19 protein-coding genes and 1 tRNA gene are annotated in these 17,717 nt (G+C 53.2%); 5 read left to right on the forward strand and 15 right to left on the reverse strand.

Annotated features, from left to right (window positions below):
* Nucleotides 1–117 precede the first annotated feature (117 nt).
* Nucleotides 118–561 carry a hypothetical protein gene (locus MKZ15_RS15025; protein WP_193419059.1) on the reverse strand — a complete coding sequence of 148 codons (444 nt, stop codon included), beginning with the start codon at nt 559–561 and terminating at the stop codon, nt 118–120.
* 234 nt (nt 562–795) lie between these two features.
* Here MKZ15_RS15025 and MKZ15_RS15030 point away from each other — a divergent pair, with 234 nt between their 5' ends.
* Nucleotides 796–1,323: a type 1 glutamine amidotransferase domain-containing protein gene (locus MKZ15_RS15030; protein ID WP_155608782.1), complete on the forward strand. Its 528-nt coding sequence runs from the start codon at nt 796–798 to the stop codon at nt 1,321–1,323.
* A 188-nt stretch (nt 1,324–1,511) separates the two neighbouring features.
* On the opposite strand, the gene ptsP is transcribed toward MKZ15_RS15030, so the two are convergent.
* The 6 genes from ptsP to MKZ15_RS15060 all read right to left on the reverse strand — a co-directional run bounded on the left by ptsP (nt 1,512) and on the right by MKZ15_RS15060 (nt 8,160).
* Nucleotides 1,512–3,254, reverse strand: coding sequence for a phosphoenolpyruvate--protein phosphotransferase (gene ptsP / locus MKZ15_RS15035; RefSeq protein WP_213622568.1), 1,743 nt, complete (start codon nt 3,252–3,254; stop codon nt 1,512–1,514).
* Nucleotides 3,255–3,468: 214 nt separating this feature from the next.
* Entirely contained in the window at nt 3,469–3,897 is a 429-nt protein-coding gene (locus tag MKZ15_RS15040; protein ID WP_339816717.1) for a CoA-binding protein, read from the reverse strand.
* 60 nt (nt 3,898–3,957) lie between these two features.
* On the reverse strand, nt 3,958–5,250 hold the full coding sequence (aroA, locus tag MKZ15_RS15045; RefSeq protein WP_155608779.1) for a 3-phosphoshikimate 1-carboxyvinyltransferase: 1,293 nt from the start codon (nt 5,248–5,250) through the stop codon (nt 3,958–3,960).
* Between the two features lie 30 nt (nt 5,251–5,280).
* On the reverse strand, nt 5,281–5,796 hold the full coding sequence (locus MKZ15_RS15050) for a shikimate kinase (RefSeq protein WP_213622570.1): 516 nt from the start codon (nt 5,794–5,796) through the stop codon (nt 5,281–5,283).
* A 155-nt stretch (nt 5,797–5,951) separates the two neighbouring features.
* Nucleotides 5,952–7,361, reverse strand: coding sequence for an NADP-dependent phosphogluconate dehydrogenase (gndA, locus tag MKZ15_RS15055; RefSeq protein WP_339816719.1), 1,410 nt, complete (start codon nt 7,359–7,361; stop codon nt 5,952–5,954).
* A 202-nt stretch (nt 7,362–7,563) separates the two neighbouring features.
* Nucleotides 7,564–8,160, reverse strand: coding sequence for a hypothetical protein (locus tag MKZ15_RS15060; RefSeq protein ID WP_213622571.1), 597 nt, complete (start codon nt 8,158–8,160; stop codon nt 7,564–7,566).
* A 180-nt stretch (nt 8,161–8,340) separates the two neighbouring features.
* On the opposite strand from MKZ15_RS15060, the gene MKZ15_RS15065 reads away from it, so the two are divergent.
* A complete protein-coding gene (locus tag MKZ15_RS15065; protein ID WP_339816720.1) occupies nt 8,341–8,964 on the forward strand; it encodes a DUF1054 domain-containing protein in 624 nt (207 codons plus the stop codon).
* 47 nt (nt 8,965–9,011) lie between these two features.
* Here MKZ15_RS15065 and MKZ15_RS15070 read toward each other — a convergent pair whose 3' ends face one another.
* Nucleotides 9,012–10,280, reverse strand: coding sequence for an MFS transporter (locus MKZ15_RS15070; RefSeq protein WP_339816721.1), 1,269 nt, complete (start codon nt 10,278–10,280; stop codon nt 9,012–9,014).
* A gap of 187 nt (nt 10,281–10,467) precedes the next feature.
* Here MKZ15_RS15070 and MKZ15_RS15075 point away from each other — a divergent pair, with 187 nt between their 5' ends.
* The gene (locus MKZ15_RS15075) at nt 10,468–11,943 is read left to right on the forward strand and encodes an aminotransferase class I/II-fold pyridoxal phosphate-dependent enzyme (protein WP_155608775.1); all 1,476 of its coding nucleotides are present in this window, start codon (nt 10,468–10,470) and stop codon (nt 11,941–11,943) included.
* A gap of 71 nt (nt 11,944–12,014) precedes the next feature.
* Here MKZ15_RS15075 and MKZ15_RS15080 read toward each other — a convergent pair whose 3' ends face one another.
* Nucleotides 12,015–12,332 (reverse strand): DUF1292 domain-containing protein, encoded by a 318-nt coding sequence (locus MKZ15_RS15080; RefSeq protein WP_339816724.1) that lies wholly within the window; start codon nt 12,330–12,332, stop codon nt 12,015–12,017.
* A 135-nt stretch (nt 12,333–12,467) separates the two neighbouring features.
* The gene (locus MKZ15_RS15085; protein ID WP_193419037.1) at nt 12,468–13,022 is read right to left on the reverse strand and encodes a copper amine oxidase; all 555 of its coding nucleotides are present in this window, start codon (nt 13,020–13,022) and stop codon (nt 12,468–12,470) included.
* A gap of 180 nt (nt 13,023–13,202) precedes the next feature.
* Between MKZ15_RS15085 and MKZ15_RS15090 the strand changes: the two genes are divergently transcribed.
* A complete protein-coding gene (locus tag MKZ15_RS15090) occupies nt 13,203–13,940 on the forward strand; it encodes an MBL fold metallo-hydrolase (protein ID WP_193419035.1) in 738 nt (245 codons plus the stop codon).
* A gap of 62 nt (nt 13,941–14,002) precedes the next feature.
* Here MKZ15_RS15090 and MKZ15_RS15095 read toward each other — a convergent pair whose 3' ends face one another.
* From MKZ15_RS15095 to MKZ15_RS15105, 3 genes are all read right to left on the reverse strand, one after another.
* Complete coding sequence (locus MKZ15_RS15095) at nt 14,003–14,242, reverse strand: DUF3892 domain-containing protein (RefSeq protein WP_155608771.1); 240 nt, start codon at nt 14,240–14,242, stop codon at nt 14,003–14,005.
* A 71-nt stretch (nt 14,243–14,313) separates the two neighbouring features.
* Nucleotides 14,314–14,766 (reverse strand): GNAT family N-acetyltransferase, encoded by a 453-nt coding sequence (locus tag MKZ15_RS15100; protein WP_244868419.1) that lies wholly within the window; start codon nt 14,764–14,766, stop codon nt 14,314–14,316.
* Nucleotides 14,767–15,007: 241 nt separating this feature from the next.
* Nucleotides 15,008–15,265: a hypothetical protein gene (locus tag MKZ15_RS15105; protein ID WP_155608769.1), complete on the reverse strand. Its 258-nt coding sequence runs from the start codon at nt 15,263–15,265 to the stop codon at nt 15,008–15,010.
* A gap of 169 nt (nt 15,266–15,434) precedes the next feature.
* Between MKZ15_RS15105 and MKZ15_RS15110 the strand changes: the two genes are divergently transcribed.
* Nucleotides 15,435–15,507, forward strand: a tRNA-Val gene (locus tag MKZ15_RS15110).
* A gap of 985 nt (nt 15,508–16,492) precedes the next feature.
* On the opposite strand, the gene MKZ15_RS15115 is transcribed toward MKZ15_RS15110, so the two are convergent.
* Together MKZ15_RS15115 and MKZ15_RS15120 are read right to left on the reverse strand one after the other, a co-directional pair.
* A complete protein-coding gene (locus MKZ15_RS15115) occupies nt 16,493–17,374 on the reverse strand; it encodes a metallophosphoesterase (protein ID WP_213622576.1) in 882 nt (293 codons plus the stop codon).
* 4 nt (nt 17,375–17,378) lie between these two features.
* Nucleotides 17,379–17,702 carry a multidrug efflux SMR transporter gene (locus MKZ15_RS15120; protein ID WP_213622577.1) on the reverse strand — a complete coding sequence of 108 codons (324 nt, stop codon included), beginning with the start codon at nt 17,700–17,702 and terminating at the stop codon, nt 17,379–17,381.
* Nucleotides 17,703–17,717: the final 15 nt, after the last annotated feature.

Consider the following 17,717-nt stretch of genomic DNA (forward strand, 5'->3'; position numbering starts at 1 on the left):
TTTCATCCCCTTTTGTGCGAATAAGAATCTCCAGATGTTCTGTTGATATCTTAACAAAAAGAGAAATGAAAATACAACATCATTTACAAAATGATTTGCAAAAATCGAGCAAAATCGTCAATTGGCTCTGGAAAGTTGTCGATTCTTGACATATTTAGATAATTGAGAGAGGCGTTTAGAGATCTCGTTCATCCAATCCAAATCGCCGATGTTCTTGGCCCCGCCGTACAAGTCCAGCAGGAGATTGATTCGTTCCTCGCATTGCTGCTCCAACAGACTCTCGAAGGAAGCGTTCTCGGTTCGATTCCACTGACGGTAGATGGCGAATATCAGGTCAGCCAGCTCGTTCATCTCGGTAAAATACACGCGGCCGTTAGGCTGCTCTTTTTTGAGTTCGGCCAACAAGTCCGTCAGATCCGACTTCACCTCCGGAAGCACCTCATAATAGCTGCAATCCTCGCACTCGTAAATGGGAACGCGGTCGATTTCATAGATTCCTTCAAAAATGACCAGCCTGAAGCCTAGGTTCATCATTTGCCCGCAATGACAGTGCTTTCGCACAGTACCACCTCATCTTAGTCCTTTGCATTTTTTTGATTCGATAAATTTTATGAATAATGATCTTATTCGACCCGCTTGCGAGAATCTCCTTCTGTTGGCGAAAGATACTTTAAATTGCCATAATTGGAAAGGTTTCAGAAACCGCCGGGCATAGTAATAGTTATCATTTTTGATACAATTAAAATATTGAATCGAGTTTTCGTCAAGTACCATAAAAGACAGGAGGAGTTGGATTTGAGATTAACTGGCAAAAGAATTATTGCCCTGGTGGATGAGGAATTTGAAGATTTGGAGCTATGGTACCCGATCTACCGCGTTCGCGAAGAGGGGGCTGAGGTGCATTTAGCCGGCCCGGTGAAAGGGAAAAAATACATCGGCAAATACGGCGTCCCCGCCGAGGCGGAATTTGCCTTTGAGGAAATCGATGCCAGCGCGTATGATGGGATTCTTGTCCCCGGCGGCTGGGCGCCAGACAAGCTTCGGCGTTACGACAAGGTGCTGCAGCTCGTCCGTGAGCTGCACCAAGCGAAGAAGCCGATCGGGCAAATCTGCCACGCCGGCTGGGTGCTCATCTCCGCCGGGATCTTGAAGGGCGTGACCGTAACGTCCACGCCGGGTATCCGCGACGATATGCAGAACGCCGGCGCGATCTGGCTCGACGAGCCCGTCGTCGTGGACGGGCACATCATCTCGGCCCGCCGTCCACCGGACCTGCCGGCTTACGGCAAAGCGTTCGTGGATGCGGTGGCTGATCTGCGTTAGTCGTCTCGTCTCGTCCCGACTCCGCTCTGCCATGAAATGGCGTGACATGATTTGGACATGACTTACGACGCACCGGGCAAGGTTCCCCGCGCCGTTCCTGCTCCCGCCAAATGTAAAAGTGCAGGTCTGAAACGCAACAAGCCGTCCCTGGAGTCACTCACTCTTGACCCCAGGGACGGCTTATGTTGTTATTTGCCCAACCGTTCTTGTTCCAGCTCATGCGCATAACGTACCAGCTCGGATTCGACCTGATCGCTGGTCGATAAGCGATAGCAGGCAGCGCCCACTTCCTTGCTCTCCCGCGAATCGGAGTTCAAGACGCGGTGCTTCACTCGCAGCAGGGCCTGCGGCGACATGCTCAGGTCGGTGACGCCGAGATGCAGCCATAACGGCACCGCTTTCTCGTCCCCGGCCATCTCGCCGCAGACGCTGACGGTGATGCCCGCCTCTTTGGCCGATTGCACTGTTTGTCGCAGCAGACGCAATACCGCCGGATGGAACGGGTGGTACATATGGGCGATCTTCTCGTTCATCCGGTCGACGGCCAGCACGTACTGGACCAGGTCGTTGGTGCCGATGCTGAAGAAGTCCACTTCCTGCGCCAACAGATCGGCAATCGCCGCCGCGGCCGGAATTTCAATCATAATGCCAACCTGAATTTCCGGATCATAGGCGAGTCCGCGCCGGGTCAAATCCTGCTTGGCTTCCTCCAGAATCGCATTCGCCCCGCGGACTTCCTCCAGCGAAGAGATCATCGGATACAGGATCTTCATTTTGCCGTAGGCACTGGCGCGCAAAACGGCGGCAAGCTGCGTCCGAAACAGCTCGCGGCTGTCCAGGCTGATGCGGATCCCCCGGTAGCCCAGCACCGGATTCTCCTCTTCCTGAAGCTCGAAGTATTCCAACTGCTTGTCGCCGCCGATGTCCAGCGTCCGGATGACGACCGGATGCGGCCCGGCTTTCTCCGCGACCTGTTTATACACCTCAAACTGCTCGTCTTCGCCAGGGAAAGTGGACCGGTCCATATACAAAAATTCCGTACGGAACAAGCCAACGCCTTCCGCACCGTGCTTCAAAGCCAGCTCCAAATCCTTGACGGAGCTGATATTCCCGGCGAGCCGCATGCGTACGCCATCTTTGGTTATCGCTTCAACCGCAGCTAACAGCTGCAGTTGCTCCTTGCGGCGGCGTTGTTTCTCCGCCAGCTCCGTAAAGCGCGTCACGATCGCCGGTTCGGGATTGAGATACACCCATCCCTCGTCCCCGTCGATCACCAACATGTCGCCGGTTTGCAGCGGCTCAACCAACTTGTTCTCCAGACCTGAAACTAGCGGAATCCCCAGCGCCCGAGCCATAATCGCCGAATGCGAAGTTTTGCCGCCAGCCATCGTGACCATACCCAGCACGTTGTCCGGATTCAAATGGACCAGTTGGGAGGGTGAAAGCTCTTTGGCCACCAAAATGTACGGCTGTGTATCCGCCGGCAGCGTGATGTCCGGCGTCCCGAGCAGATGCTTGAGCAGACGGTTGCCGACATCCTTGATGTCGAGCGCCCGTTCTTTCATATATTCGTCGTCCAGCAGGTCAAACATCGTTACAAAATGGTCGATCGCTTCCTTAACAGCAACCTCCGCCGCCTTGTACTGGCGTTCGATGATCCCCCGGATCTCGCTCATAAAGACGGGATCCTCCAGGATAGCCAGGTGAGCGTCAAAGATGCCGGATTCCTCCGCACCCACCGTCTCTTTAATCTCGTTCTTCATCACTTCGATTTCGGTTTTAGACGTGCGAATGCCTTCGTACAACCGCTCGAATTCTTTAGCGAGATCCACCTTTTCCATCCGGCGATCCGGTACGTCCCATTCCCAGGCGGGCAGCACGAAAGCTTTGCCGATGGCGACGCCAGCTGCTGCTCCGATCCCCTGTATCATGTAGTGACCCCCTAGTCCTGCTTGTAAGTTCCTGTTCAAGGCACATTAAAATAGAGTTCAAAAATCAACTTTGATGATTTTTGAACTTCCTCTGTAGGATGCCCTCTATCTATTTCATTATGGTAATCCTAGCCCCTCAAATTTGTCAAAGGAAAAACGAGAAGCCAAAAAAGGGCCCTCCGATTGCGGACGGGTCCTATTGGCCTCGCTACATTTAACTTCGTTTTCCGATCAAGATGCTGTCCTCAACCTTGATACAGCGATCCATAATCACGGTCAGACCGCCTTTCGAGGCGATTTCGTACGCTTCCTCGCTCACAATCCCCAGCTGCAGCCAAAGCACGCGGGCGCCGATTTTCACGGCTTCCTCCGCCACTGGCGGTGTCTGCTCGCTGCGGCGGAACACGTTTACGATATCCACGGGTTCGGGGATGTCCGACAAACTCGGATACACCTTCTCACCCAGGATTTCGCCGCTTACCGTCGGATTAACCGGGATGATGCGGTAGCCGTTATTTTGCAGCGCTTGGGCTACCATATATGAGGTTCGGTCGGTTTTGTCCGACAGTCCCACAACCGCAATGTTCCCGGCGCTCAGTAGAATTTCTTTGATTTCCTCACGGCTTGGATTTTCAAATGCCATTTGAAATGCCTCCTTTGCCGGCGCCGGTCCCAAACCAGCGCCTTGCGTCTTAGTTCAAGTTTATTCTACCCGTTCCACGGATGCGCCAAGCGAGACGATATGGTCAAAAAATTGCGGATACGATTTGGCCACGTGATGCGCATCCTTAATCACCAGCGGTTGACGGCAGCGCAGGCCTACGACGGTCAGCGCCATAATGACGCGATGGTCGTAATGTGCATTGATCGTCACGCCGCCCTCCAATCCGGACGGGCGGCCATGCACGATAATTTCGGCCTGGCGTTCCTCCACGTTCGCTCCCGCTTTTTTCAGCTCGGTCAAAAAATCAGTAATCCGGTCGCACTCCTTATAACGCAAATTTTCTACGTTATAGAAACGGGACGTTCCTTCGGCAAACACCGCAGCCGCTACCATCGCCAGCACGGCATCGGTCGCTGCATCACCGTCGAATTCCACCGGCCGAAGACGGCCGTTACCTTGAATGTGCACCGTACCGTCCTGATGGGATAACGGCACGTCCATCATCTGCAGGACGTCCACGACGGCACGTTCGCCTTGCTTACTGCGTTCCGCAAGACGGTGGACCTTAACGTCCGACTTCGTCACCGCGGCTGCAGCCAAGATCGCCGCCGAACCGGGGTAATCGCCCTGCACCGTATACGTCTTCGCCTGGTAGCTTTGCCCACCGGGTACACGGAAATGCATGTAATCATCGCTGGCATGAATGACAATCCCGGCCTGCTCCAACACCTCTAGCGTTTGCCCAATGACCACCTTCGATTTCAGGTCGTTCAACACTTCGATTTCACTGTCTTCAGCAAGCAGCGGAGTCAGGAATAACAAAGCGCTCAAATATTGGGAGCTGACCGAACCGGACACGCGGATTTTCCCGCCTTTCGGCGTTCCTCCGCTAATCGTGATCGGTAGCCGGCCTTCATTATGGCTAACCTCCACGCCCAGTTGCCCCAGCGCGTCGATGAGGTCGTCATGCGGACGTTTCCCCAGCGAATCCGGGTAGGTGTTCACGAACGTCACCTCTGGACACAACGCCGCAATCGCCATAAGGAATCGCAGCACCGCACCGGCGTTGCCGACATTCAACTCCTTGACGTCCTTCGGCCGACGCCCAAAACCGGTAATGACGATCTTCTCCTCGTCCTCTTCCAATACCGCGCCCAAATCGGCGATGCAGCGGCGCATGGCGTCGCTGTCCTCGCTATGCGCCGGATAATAAACGGTGCTTGTCCCTTCCGCCAGAGCGGCAACCAGCAAGTAACGGGTCGTATAATTTTTGGAAGATAATGCTCCGATTTCGCCCTTTAACTCCGGCGTTGGCTTTACGATAACGTCCATATGGTTCACATTCCCCTTTATTGTGATTGATCAAGAACCGCGGTAATGCGTTAAAATCTCATCCGATACTTGTTCCGCACTTTTCCCCGATGTATCGACGGTCAGATGGGCAAAAGCATAAGCGTCTTTCCGTTCCTCCAGAAGAGCGATCACCCGCTCCTTCGCGCCTCCAGCCAGCAGCGGTCGACCTGGATCTTCTCCGACCCGCGCGACAATCTCCTCCGCGGTTGCTTGGAGCGCGACCACAAGGCCACCTTCCCGCATCACGAGGCGGTTCTCCTCGCGAAGTACGGCGCCGCCGCCGGTCGCCAGCACAATGCCACGTTCCTGCAGCGTACTCCGCAAGATCGCGGATTCCAGCTCGCGAAAATAAGCTTCCCCTTCGGCTGCGAAAATGTCCGGGATCGTCCGTCCGGCTTCCTCGACAATCCGCTGGTCGAGATCGACGAGCGCAAGGCCGGTTTCGGCCGCCAACAACGAACCCACGGTCGACTTCCCCGTGCCCATCATGCCGATCAGCACGATATTATTTAGCGGTTGATTCATGTGTTCGTTCACCTACTTGCTCTGTTCAGCTTGTTGAGAACTCGCTCAGAGTAAACTTTTTCATATCATAACACAGGCCGATCCATTTTCAACACAAAAAGAAGCCGGCAGAGACGTTCCCGTCCCTCCGGCTTCCTCGTGATCCGTTCTTCGGCTTAGAACCACTGATGGTGGAAGACGCCTTCCTTGTCGACACGTTTGAACGTGTGGGCCCCGAAGTAATCGCGCTGCGCTTGCAGCAGGTTGGCCGGCAGGCGTTCCGTGCGGTAGCTGTCGTAGTAGGACAGCGCGCTCGCAAAACCCGGCACCGGAATCCCGTTCGCCACAGCCGCGGATACCACATTACGCCATGCGTCTTGGTAGCTCTCCACGACATTTTTGAAGTAAGGGTCAAGCAGCAGGTTCTTCAACGCAGGATCGCGATCGTAAGCATCCTTGATGTTGTGCAGGAATTGGGAGCGGATGATGCAGCCGCCGCGGAAAATCATCGCGATGTTGCCATATTTCAAATCCCATCCGTATTCGTCCGAAGCGGAACGCATTTGCGCAAATCCTTGGGCATACGAGACGATCTTCGAAGCGAACAGTGCCTTGCGGACGTTCTCGATAAACTCCTTCTTATCGCCGTTAAACGTCTTCTTCGCAGGTCCGTTCAGAATTTTACTGGCCGCAACACGTTCTTCCTTCATTGCCGAGAGGAAACGGGAGAAGACCGATTCGGTGATCATGGACAGCGGTACGCCTAAATCAAGCGCGCTTTGGCTTGTCCATTTCCCAGTACCCTTCTGACCGGCAGCGTCCAGGATGACGTCTACCATCGGTTTGCCGGTTTCCTCATCGTATTGCGAGAAGATGTCGGCGGTAATTTCGATCAGGTAGCTGTCCAGCTCGCCCTTGTTCCATTCGCTGAAAATCTCGTGCAGTTCTTTCGCATCAACATCCAGCACGTCTTTCAACAGATGGTAGGCTTCGCCAATCAGCTGCATATCGCCATATTCGATGCCGTTATGCACCATTTTCACGTAATGTCCGGCTCCGTCCGGACCAATATATGTACAGCAAGGATCGCCGTTCACTTTTGCGGAAATTGCCGTCAAAATAGGTTCAACCAGCTTATAAGCGGATTCTTGGCCACCCGGCATGATGGCTGGTCCTTTCAAGGCGCCTTCTTCACCGCCAGATACCCCTGTACCGATAAAGCGGAATCCTTTAGCTTCCAGTTCTTTGCTGCGGCGCTGCGTATCCGGGAAGTGTGCGTTACCCCCATCGATGATAATGTCCCCTTGATCCAGGTATGGCAGCAATTGTTCGATCGTGCTGTCTGTGGCCGGACCGGCTTGTACCATGATAAGAATTTTGCGCGGCGTTTCCAGCGAGTTCACGAACTCTTCGACGGAAAACGTGCCGACCAGGTTCTTGCCTTTGGCTTCGTTATCGAGCAGGTCATGCGTTTTTTCCGGGGAGCGGTTAAATACCGACACGGTAAAGCCCCGGCTTTCAATATTAAGGGCTAAATTCTTGCCCATGACGGCCAGGCCGATGACGCCGATTTGTTGTTTTGACATGGTCTCCATCCTTTGCACACTATATTTTTTTCAATAGTATCATTTTAACTCTTTTGTGTACAGAAGTGAACCCTGCGCCGTTTCGCTCAAAAAACAACCCCCAACGCCGTGGGAGCCAAGGACTTGCCTTTCAATTTTCTCGTATGGGTTGTGCCGACAGCGAGGCAAATAATCACTCCTCTAGGATGGGCGGATTTAGCGCTTACCATTCAAGACGGAGCAATTCGAGCCGTAGCTTGCGCAGCCTCTCCTTGCAAGCCTCGGAGGTTTCGGCATCTCCTTGCTGGATCGCTTCGAACAACCGTTCCAGCTCGGCATCCAATTCCTCCTGGAGATGGGCCAACTGCTGTTCCGCAGATTCGGAAGCGTACATTTCGGCCATCTGCGCCGTGTCGAGGACCGGTCCCTTTTGATAGATGACGCGATGTTCCATCCCCGAGATTTCGACAAGGCGAATGACTTCACCAAACAAAATATTTTCGACCAAGATTTGACGATCCTTGAACCGCTTGACCACCGCATGGCCGCGTAGATCCCCAATCAGCTTCTCCAGCCATTCGGCCAGCTTGGCATCCCGGATCAAGTAATCACCCACCAGCTTGTATCCTTTGGGAAGACGCTGAAACCGCAGCTTGGTCAGCTTACGTCCGGTACGGACCGAGATGATAAAGAGAGTTTCGTTTTCGCTCCAATATAAAGAATACCCGTCTTGGATCAAGTCGCGGATCAATTGTTGAATGTGCCGGCGGTCGAATCGGAGTTCCAGGTTGCAGTATTCCACTTCGTAACTTTTGTTCACGGCACTCCCTCCTAACGGTTTACCTTATCTTATACTCCATCTTATGTAATGGAACTTGGTTTATTGATTATTTTTACCCTGAACGGGCCGCGGATGACGCGCAAATTTATGATATACTGGTACCGTTACAAACCAAACACACCAGAGTCAGATTCATGCTCGAGTTGGAGGTATTCATCGATGTCCTTTGAAGGATTTACGACACCAGATTTCGACGCCTTAACCGTCCCCGGCCTGGAGCCCCGGATGGAAGCGATCATAAGCCGCATCAGACCGAAGCTGGAGACGCTGGGCACGGAGCTGGCTCCCTTCTTGTCCGCATTATGCGGAGAAGAGATGTTCCCGCATGTCGCCAAGCATGCCCGCCGGACGGTGAACCCGCCGAATGACACCTGGGTCGCCTGGGCGGCCAGCAAACGCGGGTATAAAGCGTTGCCGCATTTCCAAGTGGGGATGTTCTCCACTCACTTATTTATTATTTTCGCCGTCATCTACGAAAGCCCAAATAAATCGGTGTTCGCAAACTATTTGGACAAGCAGGCGGCCCAGATCAAGAAGACGATTCCGGACGGCTTTTACTGGTCCCTAGACCATATGAGCCCGGGCGGTACGTTGCACCAGGAAGCCGACGCCAAGCAATTGAAAGCCTGGGCCGAGCAACTGAAGACGGTGAAAAAATCCGAAGCGTTGTGCGGGCTGCGACTCGACCGGAACGACCCTCTTGTGTCCGACGGGACCCAACTGATACGCACGGTCCAAGAGACGTTTCAGACGCTGCTTCCGCTGTATAAGAACGCGTTTTAAAGCTCGGCTGCGTGCCTGGCCATTACTGCGCATTTAGCCTCCCCGATCTATATCTTCGGGGAGGCTTTTTGCGTGCGCACAAGGCCGATATGCAGGAAGAAGAGCAGCGCCATCATCGCCGAGCTGGCCAGAAACGGGGCAGTCGGGCCGATCAGGTCCCACATTTTGCCGGAGATGATCGGCCCAGCGACCATGCCCGAGCCCTGAATCGTCAGGAACAGGCCCCAGACCGTCCCCTTCTCGCCGCTGGGTAGCATATGCGAGATCATCGTATCCCACGTCGGGAGGATAAACGCGTAGCTGCAACCGATCAGGATGACAAACAGCCAAACGAGCGATACCTCCCGCGACAGGGCAAACAAACCGATCGAGGTCGCCGCCAGGGCGAAGCCGATATGCAAAAACCAGCGCGTCCCCAAGCGATCGACCAATTTGCCGATCGGAATCAGCCCCAAGACGGTGATCCCGCCCCCGATGACAAGCATAGCGCTGAAGGTCTCCGGAGACAGCCCGAGCTCGGTGCGGACGTACAGCGTGATGACCGGCGTCAACAGCCCGACGGCGAACGATTGAAGGAACAGCGCCGGGTACAACAGCGGGCTGACGTTCAAGTGCGTGCGAATATGGCGAATGGAGGCACGCATTTGGCTCCACACCCCCCCGCGCTTGGCGAAGGGGGATGCCTCCCCGGGGATGGCGGATTTCGCCGTTCCCGCGGCGGTGGAACCGCCCTTTTTTCCCGGCAACAACAACGATACTAGAACGACAAACGCAATACATCCAAGTAGGAACCAAAAGACCGGCCGATAGGAATCATGCAAAAAAAAGTTGATGATAACGGGACCGAGTCCGGTTCCGCCGAGGCTGGAGATCTGAATGACGCCCATCGCCGTCGCGAAATTGTTATTCTCCTCCGTGACCGCGGTAATCCCCATCAATACGCAAGGCCAAAGCGGGCTGGTACCGATGCCTAACAGTGCGCAGCCAAGCACCAGAAACCCCATGGTGGGCAGGAACGCGATCACCGCCACGGCGCCGAGCGTGATGCATAGCCCCAAGCTCATCGTTCGGCGAAAGCCGATCCGTTCGATCAGCCAGCCCGCCGGGCTACGAAACAAATTATCCCCGATATACTGCATCGAAAAAGACAAACCAATCGCAAACGCGCTCAGGCTCAGGACATCCCCCATATAGACCGGAAGGATGGATACGATCAGCGCCCCCTTGACAAATTCCACCAAAAACATGATGAGCCACAGGCTGGCAAACGTGGGATTCAGCAGTTTTTTTCGCGCGATTCCGCTTGTCAGTTCCACGAAAAGTCCCCCTCTCCTAGTTTCCGATCACGGCTTCCCTCTTCATTCTGTCCGTTTTCGCCGGCAAATTAACCCGCATAACGTCAATTTTGCGTAAAACCGTCGTCATTCGCTTGCATTCCGGGCGCATTTTGCTATACTCAAGCTTGTTTGAAAATTATGTAGACGAAAGGCAGGGATGGCCCGTATGGATCATCAAAGCACGCCGCTCTTCACTGCGCTCAAAAAGCACGCGGCCGGCAATCCCGTTCAGTTTCATATTCCCGGGCATAAAAAAGGGCTCGGCACCGATAAAGAATTCCGCGAGTTCATTGGCGATAACGCCTTGTCCATCGACTTGATCAACATCGCTCCCCTGGACGACCTGCACCAGCCTACCGGCGTCATCGAAGAGGCGCAGAAGCTGGCGGCCGACGCCTTTGGCGCCGACTATACCTACTTCTCGGTACAAGGGACCAGCGGGGCCATCATGACCATGATACTATCCGTTTGTTCTCCGGGTGATAAAATTATCGTCCCGAGAAATATTCATAAATCCGTAATGTCGGCAATTATTTTCGCCGGAGCGAAGCCGGTCTTTGTCTCGCCGGCACAGGACGCCAATCTGGGGATCGACCACGGGATTACGACTTCCTCGGTCCGCCGCGCCCTGCAACGCCATCCCGATGCCAAAGCGGTCGTGGTGATCAACCCGACGTACTTTGGCGTATGCGCGAACCTGAAGGAAATCGTCGATCTGGCCCATAGTTTCCACGTACCGGTGTTGGTCGATGAAGCGCATGGGGTGCATATTCACTTTCATGAGAAGTTACCGATGTCGGCCATGCAGGCGGGCGCCGATATGGCGGCCACCAGCGTGCACAAGCTCGGCGGCTCGATGACGCAAAGTTCGATTCTCAACCTCAATACGAAGAATGGCTACGTCAACCCGCAACGCGTGCAGACGATCATCAGCATGCTGACGACCACCTCAACATCCTATCTGCTGCTGGCTTCCCTTGACACGTCGCGCCGTAATTTGGCGCTGCACGGGCGAGAAATGGCCGAACAAGCGATGGAGTTGGCGCATTATCTACGGTCGGAAATCAACCAAATCGAAGGCTTGTACTGCTTCGGGCGGGAGATTCTGGGCGGGGAAGCGACTTATGACCACGATCCGACCAAGTTGACGATCCACGTCCGTCACTTGGGGATTACCGGTTATGAAACGGAGAATTGGCTGCGTGAGCACTACAACATCGAAGTGGAGCTCAGCGACATGTATAACATCCTATGCCTGATTACGCCGGGGGATACGCAGGAAACCGCCGATATTTTACTGACGGCTCTACGCGAATTGTCTAAGACCTATTATAAGGAAAATAACGCCAACGAGCTGATCGTCAAAGTCCCGGAAATTCCGCATCTCTCCCTCATTCCACGGGATGCTTTCTATGCGGATACCGAGGTCATTCCGTTTAAGGAATCCGCCGGACGAATCATTGCCGAATTTATTTATGTATACCCGCCGGGGATTCCAATTTTGCTCCCGGGTGAGGTCATTTCCCAGGACAATATCGACTACATCGTGGATCATGTCGAAGTCGGACTGCCGGTCAAAGGACCGGAGGATCGATATATCGATAAGGTTAAGGTGATCGTTGAAGCTGACCCGATATTCTGATTCAACCCAAATCAAAAAGCTCCCCGCTTCCGGGGAGCTTTTATCTTATAAACCAGGGGACTAAACTCGGATCAGGCTTCATCCATTTGGGCGACAAGCTCGTTATAAGCTTCTTCCACCTGTTTCCATTCCTGTTCGTCTTCGATATTGTAAAGCACCATTTCTTCGTTCTCTTCTTCCATGCGGAGAATGATGCCGTCCGCTTCCGGATTGTTGCGCTCGAGCAGCAACGCGTACACTTTCTCGCCAACGTCGAAGGTCTCGACAAGAACCATCTCTACGTCTTTCCCCTCTTCGTCAGTCAGCGTCAACACAAACTCTTCATGCTCATGATCATGATCGTGGCCGCAGCCGCATGCTTCGCCGTGTTCGTGATTGTGGTCGCTCATGAAATTACCTCGCTTTAAGTATGTTTTAATGGAGTGAAGAAGAATCCCTTGCTTCATTCCCCCCGTATCGTAACACTTTTGGGTGGGACAGGTCAATTTTCGTAAGTACTGTCGAGTGTAAAGCTAAACTTGCGATTATTTTAAGACGTTAATGCCTTTCTCCGAGATCAGCACGAAGTCCGTTCCGTTCGACGGCTGCATGTAGAACCCTACGACATAGCGGCCTGACGATTTGAAATCATAGGTAATGTCCTTCGTCCGGAACCAGAAGTTATCCCGCTGCTCTTTGATCTCATCCGTCTGAATCTCCTTGGAAGTTCCGTCAGGGGCCGTGATCGAAACCCGCACTGCAGCGATATCCGTACGTAAATTATCGATTTGTGAAAATACGTTGAACTTCAGCTTCCCCGTCTTCTTCACGTCGCCAAACACCGCATCATCTGTGAACAAAAACATATGAACGTTGGGTTTATAATAATTCACCGTTTTGGTGCTGTCATTGTATTCGACCAATCCTTCGAGATTGCGTACGGGCACATAGGTTTTCCCGTCTACGATATATCCGCCATCCTCCAGCTCGTGGCCGTTCAGCATCAGCTTTACCTTTTGGCTAGCGGCATCGGCAAACAGCAGGGAACCTCCCATTAGGGAGAAAGCAACCACCAATAATGCAACTCTTCTCCATTTCATGAATTTGACCCTCCATTTGATTCCTGTTGATGTAATGTTATACTCCTCGATTTCGGTCAAGTTGCGGTGGTTATGGTAAAAGGCGGCACTTTTTTTGGCGAGAGATGCCAGTCTTTTGTTTCTAATGGAAATTGTGTACATTTAAGGGGTGATCCATACTTTACTTAAGGGGGATTCCTCATGCCATTACGTCTGCAAATGCTGGGTACGGGCGGGGCGTTTGCCAAACGATATTTCAATAATAATGCGCTTCTCTATGCTGGAGATTTCACCTTGCTGATCGACTGCGGAATCACCGCCCCCATGGCGCTGCACGCAATCGGTAAACCGGTGGAGGACATCGACGCCGTGCTGATCACCCATATCCATGGAGATCATGTGGGCGGACTGGAGGAACTAGCCTTCCGTCGAAAGTTCGGGTCTGGGCGGAAACCGATCCTTTATGTCGCCGAGAACCTGGTAGAGCCGTTATGGGAAAATACGCTGAAAGGCGGGCTAAGCCAGGATGGGGTGATCGCCTCGTTGCACGACGTGTTTGACGTGCGTCTGCTAGCGGAAGACCGGCCAATGCTGCTTGCGCCTGAATTGAAGGTGGAGATTATCCGAACACCGCATATCCCGGGTAAACCGAGCTATTCGCTTTATTTCAACGACGAGATCTTTTACAGTGCGGACAAAACGTTTCAGCCGGAGCTCCTCGAGAAGCTGGTGCGCGAACGTGGCTGCCAACGAATCCTGCATGAAGTCCAGTTAACCGGGCGGGGCGAAGTTCATACGACATTGGAAGAATTGTTAACTCTGCCTTCCGAAATTCAGAGCCAAACCCTGCTGATGCATTATGGGGATGAAATGGAGACGTTCCTCGGGGCTATCGGGGAGATGGAGTTCCTCCGTCAACATGAAGTATATACGCTGTAACGAAAACAACCCTGCGGGCATTTACGCCCGCAGGGTTCATTCGTTTATGGTGAGGAGCAACGTTATTCGAAACCAGGCAAGTTGTCGAGGTTATTGGACGGGTCTCCGTCGGCATCGCCACGGATATACATTTCTCCGTCCCGCCCCTTAAACACGTTGACGCCGGCGATCGCACCGGCCTTAACTTCCTGCAGGGCTTGCTGGTAATCAAGCACGCGTCCGCTGGACGTTTTAAACGCCTCCAAATCCCCGTCTCCGTTCTTTCGCACGGCAATAAACGTTTCTCTGGTATTCAGGGCCATCGGCTAGCTCATCTCCTCTTCATTCAAGTTAGACCTAGCTTGCCCCGAAACCTCAAAACCTATGATTATGATTACGATTTCAACGGTTTGACCATCCGGACGTGTGGAATCCCGGCATCATCGAAGGGCTCGGTCGAGATCGTCTCATAACCAAGTTTGGCATAAAACCCTTCGGCATGGCACTGTGCGTCCAGGACCGATTTTGTGAGGCCCAACTCCCGAGCCAGCTCCTCCAAGGCAAGCAGCAGGATTTTGCCCACGCCCTTTGAGCGAAATTCTTGGCGTACGGCGATCCGCTGCATTTTGGCCGCATTGTCTTTATAGTAAATCAGCCTGCCCGTCGCGGCATAGGCTCCTTCCATTTCGATCAGCACATGATGCACATCTGGATCGATCTTGTCGTATTCGTCAATCTCCAAATCGATGGGGACCTTCTGTTCCTCGACGAACACCTCTTTACGGATGTCCAGGCATCTTTGAAGTTGTTCCTCGTTATCTACGTGAATGATTGTTGCAGCCGACACTTCGTTCCCCTCCCAGCATTCCTTGTCCATTGGTTTGTTTAAACTGCATCATTATACAAAAAAATCATTTTCATGTATAGTTATTCTAAATGGATATCGGCTGAAAGGAGCTGGCATAAGGGTTATGGTCATGGGCATAACGATAACCGCTGCGGTGCTGATCGCGGTTTTGTTGATCGTCTCCATGTTTTATGTGACGAAGAAAGGCTATTCCCGCAAGTGGGACGAGGAATAAAGCTTGTTATTCCGTAGAATAAACGTCCTCCACAATCGTCGGTGAATAAACGCCATCCGATACCGAAGGCCCAAACGGCCAGGGAAAGGCGCGAGCCTGCCGGTTCATCGTCTCCGTGTCGGGTGCCAGACGGCAAGCGCTGGTTAAGGCCAGCAGGAGGACGGCTCCCGCCACGGCTACCCATAGGGGCCAGGGCCGTTTCGTCCCGTTGGGTCGTGACGGGTTATGATGGTGGTCATGGGGATTACGGTGGGTTTGATGCATCTGAACATCTTCCTTTCCAAGCTTGGTGCGTTTCTGACGTCATACGTATCCTGACCGGAATTACGCTTCTCCTCCATTGTTGGCAGGGTCCCGGCCCCTTATACTTCAAGGAAGTATTGACAAGAACCCTGCTGCCTGATAAGATAAATTTTGTCTTCACTATAATTTTGATCTGCTAGCTCAGCTGGGAGAGCACCATCTTGACAGGGTGGGGGTCAGTGGTTCGAGCCCACTGCAGATCATCGCAAAAATCCCTTGAAGCATAAGGCTTCAGGGGATTTTTATTTCTTAGGTCTGAATTGGCCTATGATACGAATTTCATAGTTTAAAGAGTTTCTTTTGGGAGCGTCTCCGTCATCGTGACCCCATATGATTTTAGCCAGCGGGCAGATGGCCAAGTTATTCCCTGATCGGAGCTCTGGATCACCCGCAACCACAAGTGGGCAATCCTTATACTCCCCCCCGATATGAAAAAAAGACCACTGAGGCTTATGCCCTGGTGGTCTTATACTCATTCTATTGCTTCGTCTTTTTCGAGGTATCTGCATCAGCAAATTCCGCATTCAGATTTGGAACCCCTAATTTCTTTTTTACTTGCTTGGAGCTGTGCTTCGCATCATTCTTCTTGTTCAACTCACAATACACCTCCTGTAGGTCGTATTATGCGGCGAGCAACTTCGCTCTATGCGTTGGGTGGTCGCGGATAATTACTCGCCCATAACTTCCGCCCCTTTACCGCTTAGCGGAGGAATTGCGGGGGGCTTCCTATATAGTCAGAACAAAAGGGCTAACGACTCCACGGCTCTTCAACCCCCTCGACCTAATCCAGGTATCTCCAAAGTCCCAGTCGTTTCGTTGCTCCCAAACTTCTAACGGACCGTAGCGACCTTATTTGTATATTTCCCGGTGATTTCCCGGGCTAACGGACTGGTGCGACCTTATTTGACCCTTTAGGCGATCATTTCACCACCATTCACCCAAATAAGGTCTCTGAGGTCCGTTAGAATGGGGAGGGCAACATCAGAACCCAAATAGCGGCTCTGGTGTCCGTTAGCACAGCACCGCTACCAGCAAACAGCAAACGGGCTCGCTGCTCGTTGCGCGTTGCTTGTTGCTTATAGCATCGCACTAGCCCGCCAGCACACCGCACGTAAAAAAAGCGCGCCAAAACTGGCACGCGTTCCCTTTAAAGTGTCCTGCTCGTCTCCACGTCGGACCGATCTTCTACTAGCCTCGCGGGTAATCCACCCGAAACTGCGCCGCCTCCACCCATTCGCCGCGGGTAAAGTCCCGGCCACGCACGAGGACATGGTCGCGGTAAACCTCTACGTAGAAGCCTTGGCTGCCATCCTTGTGTTCGTCTTCATCGGTCCACAGGTAAGCAACCGAAGCGGCATTGAACATCGCTGGCCCTTCGCCTCGAACGCCAAAAGAAGTGTTAGGTGCATCCAACTCCCAATGGGTATGCCCCGTGAACAGGATCGCCTGCGGATGACGGGCGAGTACGGCAAGTAGTTCGGCGTCCTGCACGACGCCATACCAGCGTTGTGCTTCATAAGAGCCGGCCACCGTGTTCATTAGCGGCTGATGCAGGAATACAAATACCGGACGGTCCGCCGCAGCGCTCTCCCCCAGCTTATCGTCCAACCAGGCCAGCTGCTTTTCTGATAAGGAGCTAAATAACTCCAGCCCCTCCTCCGTTCCGAGGAAGACGAAATGATAGCCGTCAATCCAATGATCATGATAGATGCCCTCCGTGCCGGTACCGCGCAAAAACTGCCCCAAACGCGCCTCCCAGTTCCCCAACGCGACATCGTGGTTGCCCATCGTCACATACAGCGGAGGTAATGTCCCACCAAACTGCTCCCAGATTCGGTTCCAGGCTTCATACTCCTCCGGGAATCCATGATCGGTCACGTCTCCCGCATGCATGATTCCGGCGCTTCCGGCACCATTTTCCGCGATATCCCGTAAAGCCTGTTCCAGGTTAACATTATGCGTATGCTGCCCATCTGTCCGGACATGCGTATCGGTGATCACCTGAAAAGTTAGCAGAATCCCTTCGTCCCGCTGACCTTTCCCTACCTGCAACTCATTTCGATCCACCATTTCTTTAACCTCCCTTGCCGCTCAAATTCAACCCGATGACGCCGAGAACGATCACCCCGATCCACAAGATCGAGGGTACCGACAATTTCTCCTGAAACAGAATTCCGCCCGCGACAGAGATCAACACGATCCCGATTCCCGACCAAACCGCGTAAACGGTGCTCACCTTCATATACCCCAGCGCAAAATTCAAGCAGGTAAAACTGGCCCCGTAAAAAAGAAACATCAGTACCGAGGGAACCAACCGGGTAAAGCTATCCGACAGCTTCATCGATACCGTGCCGGACAACTCCAGCACGATGGCTAGAGCCAGGAATAACCAACCCATTTCTTCTTCCACCTT

Source organism: Paenibacillus sp. FSL R7-0216, from assembly GCF_037969915.1.
Taxonomy (GTDB): Bacteria; Bacillota; Bacilli; order Paenibacillales; family Paenibacillaceae; genus Fontibacillus; species Fontibacillus rhizolycopersici.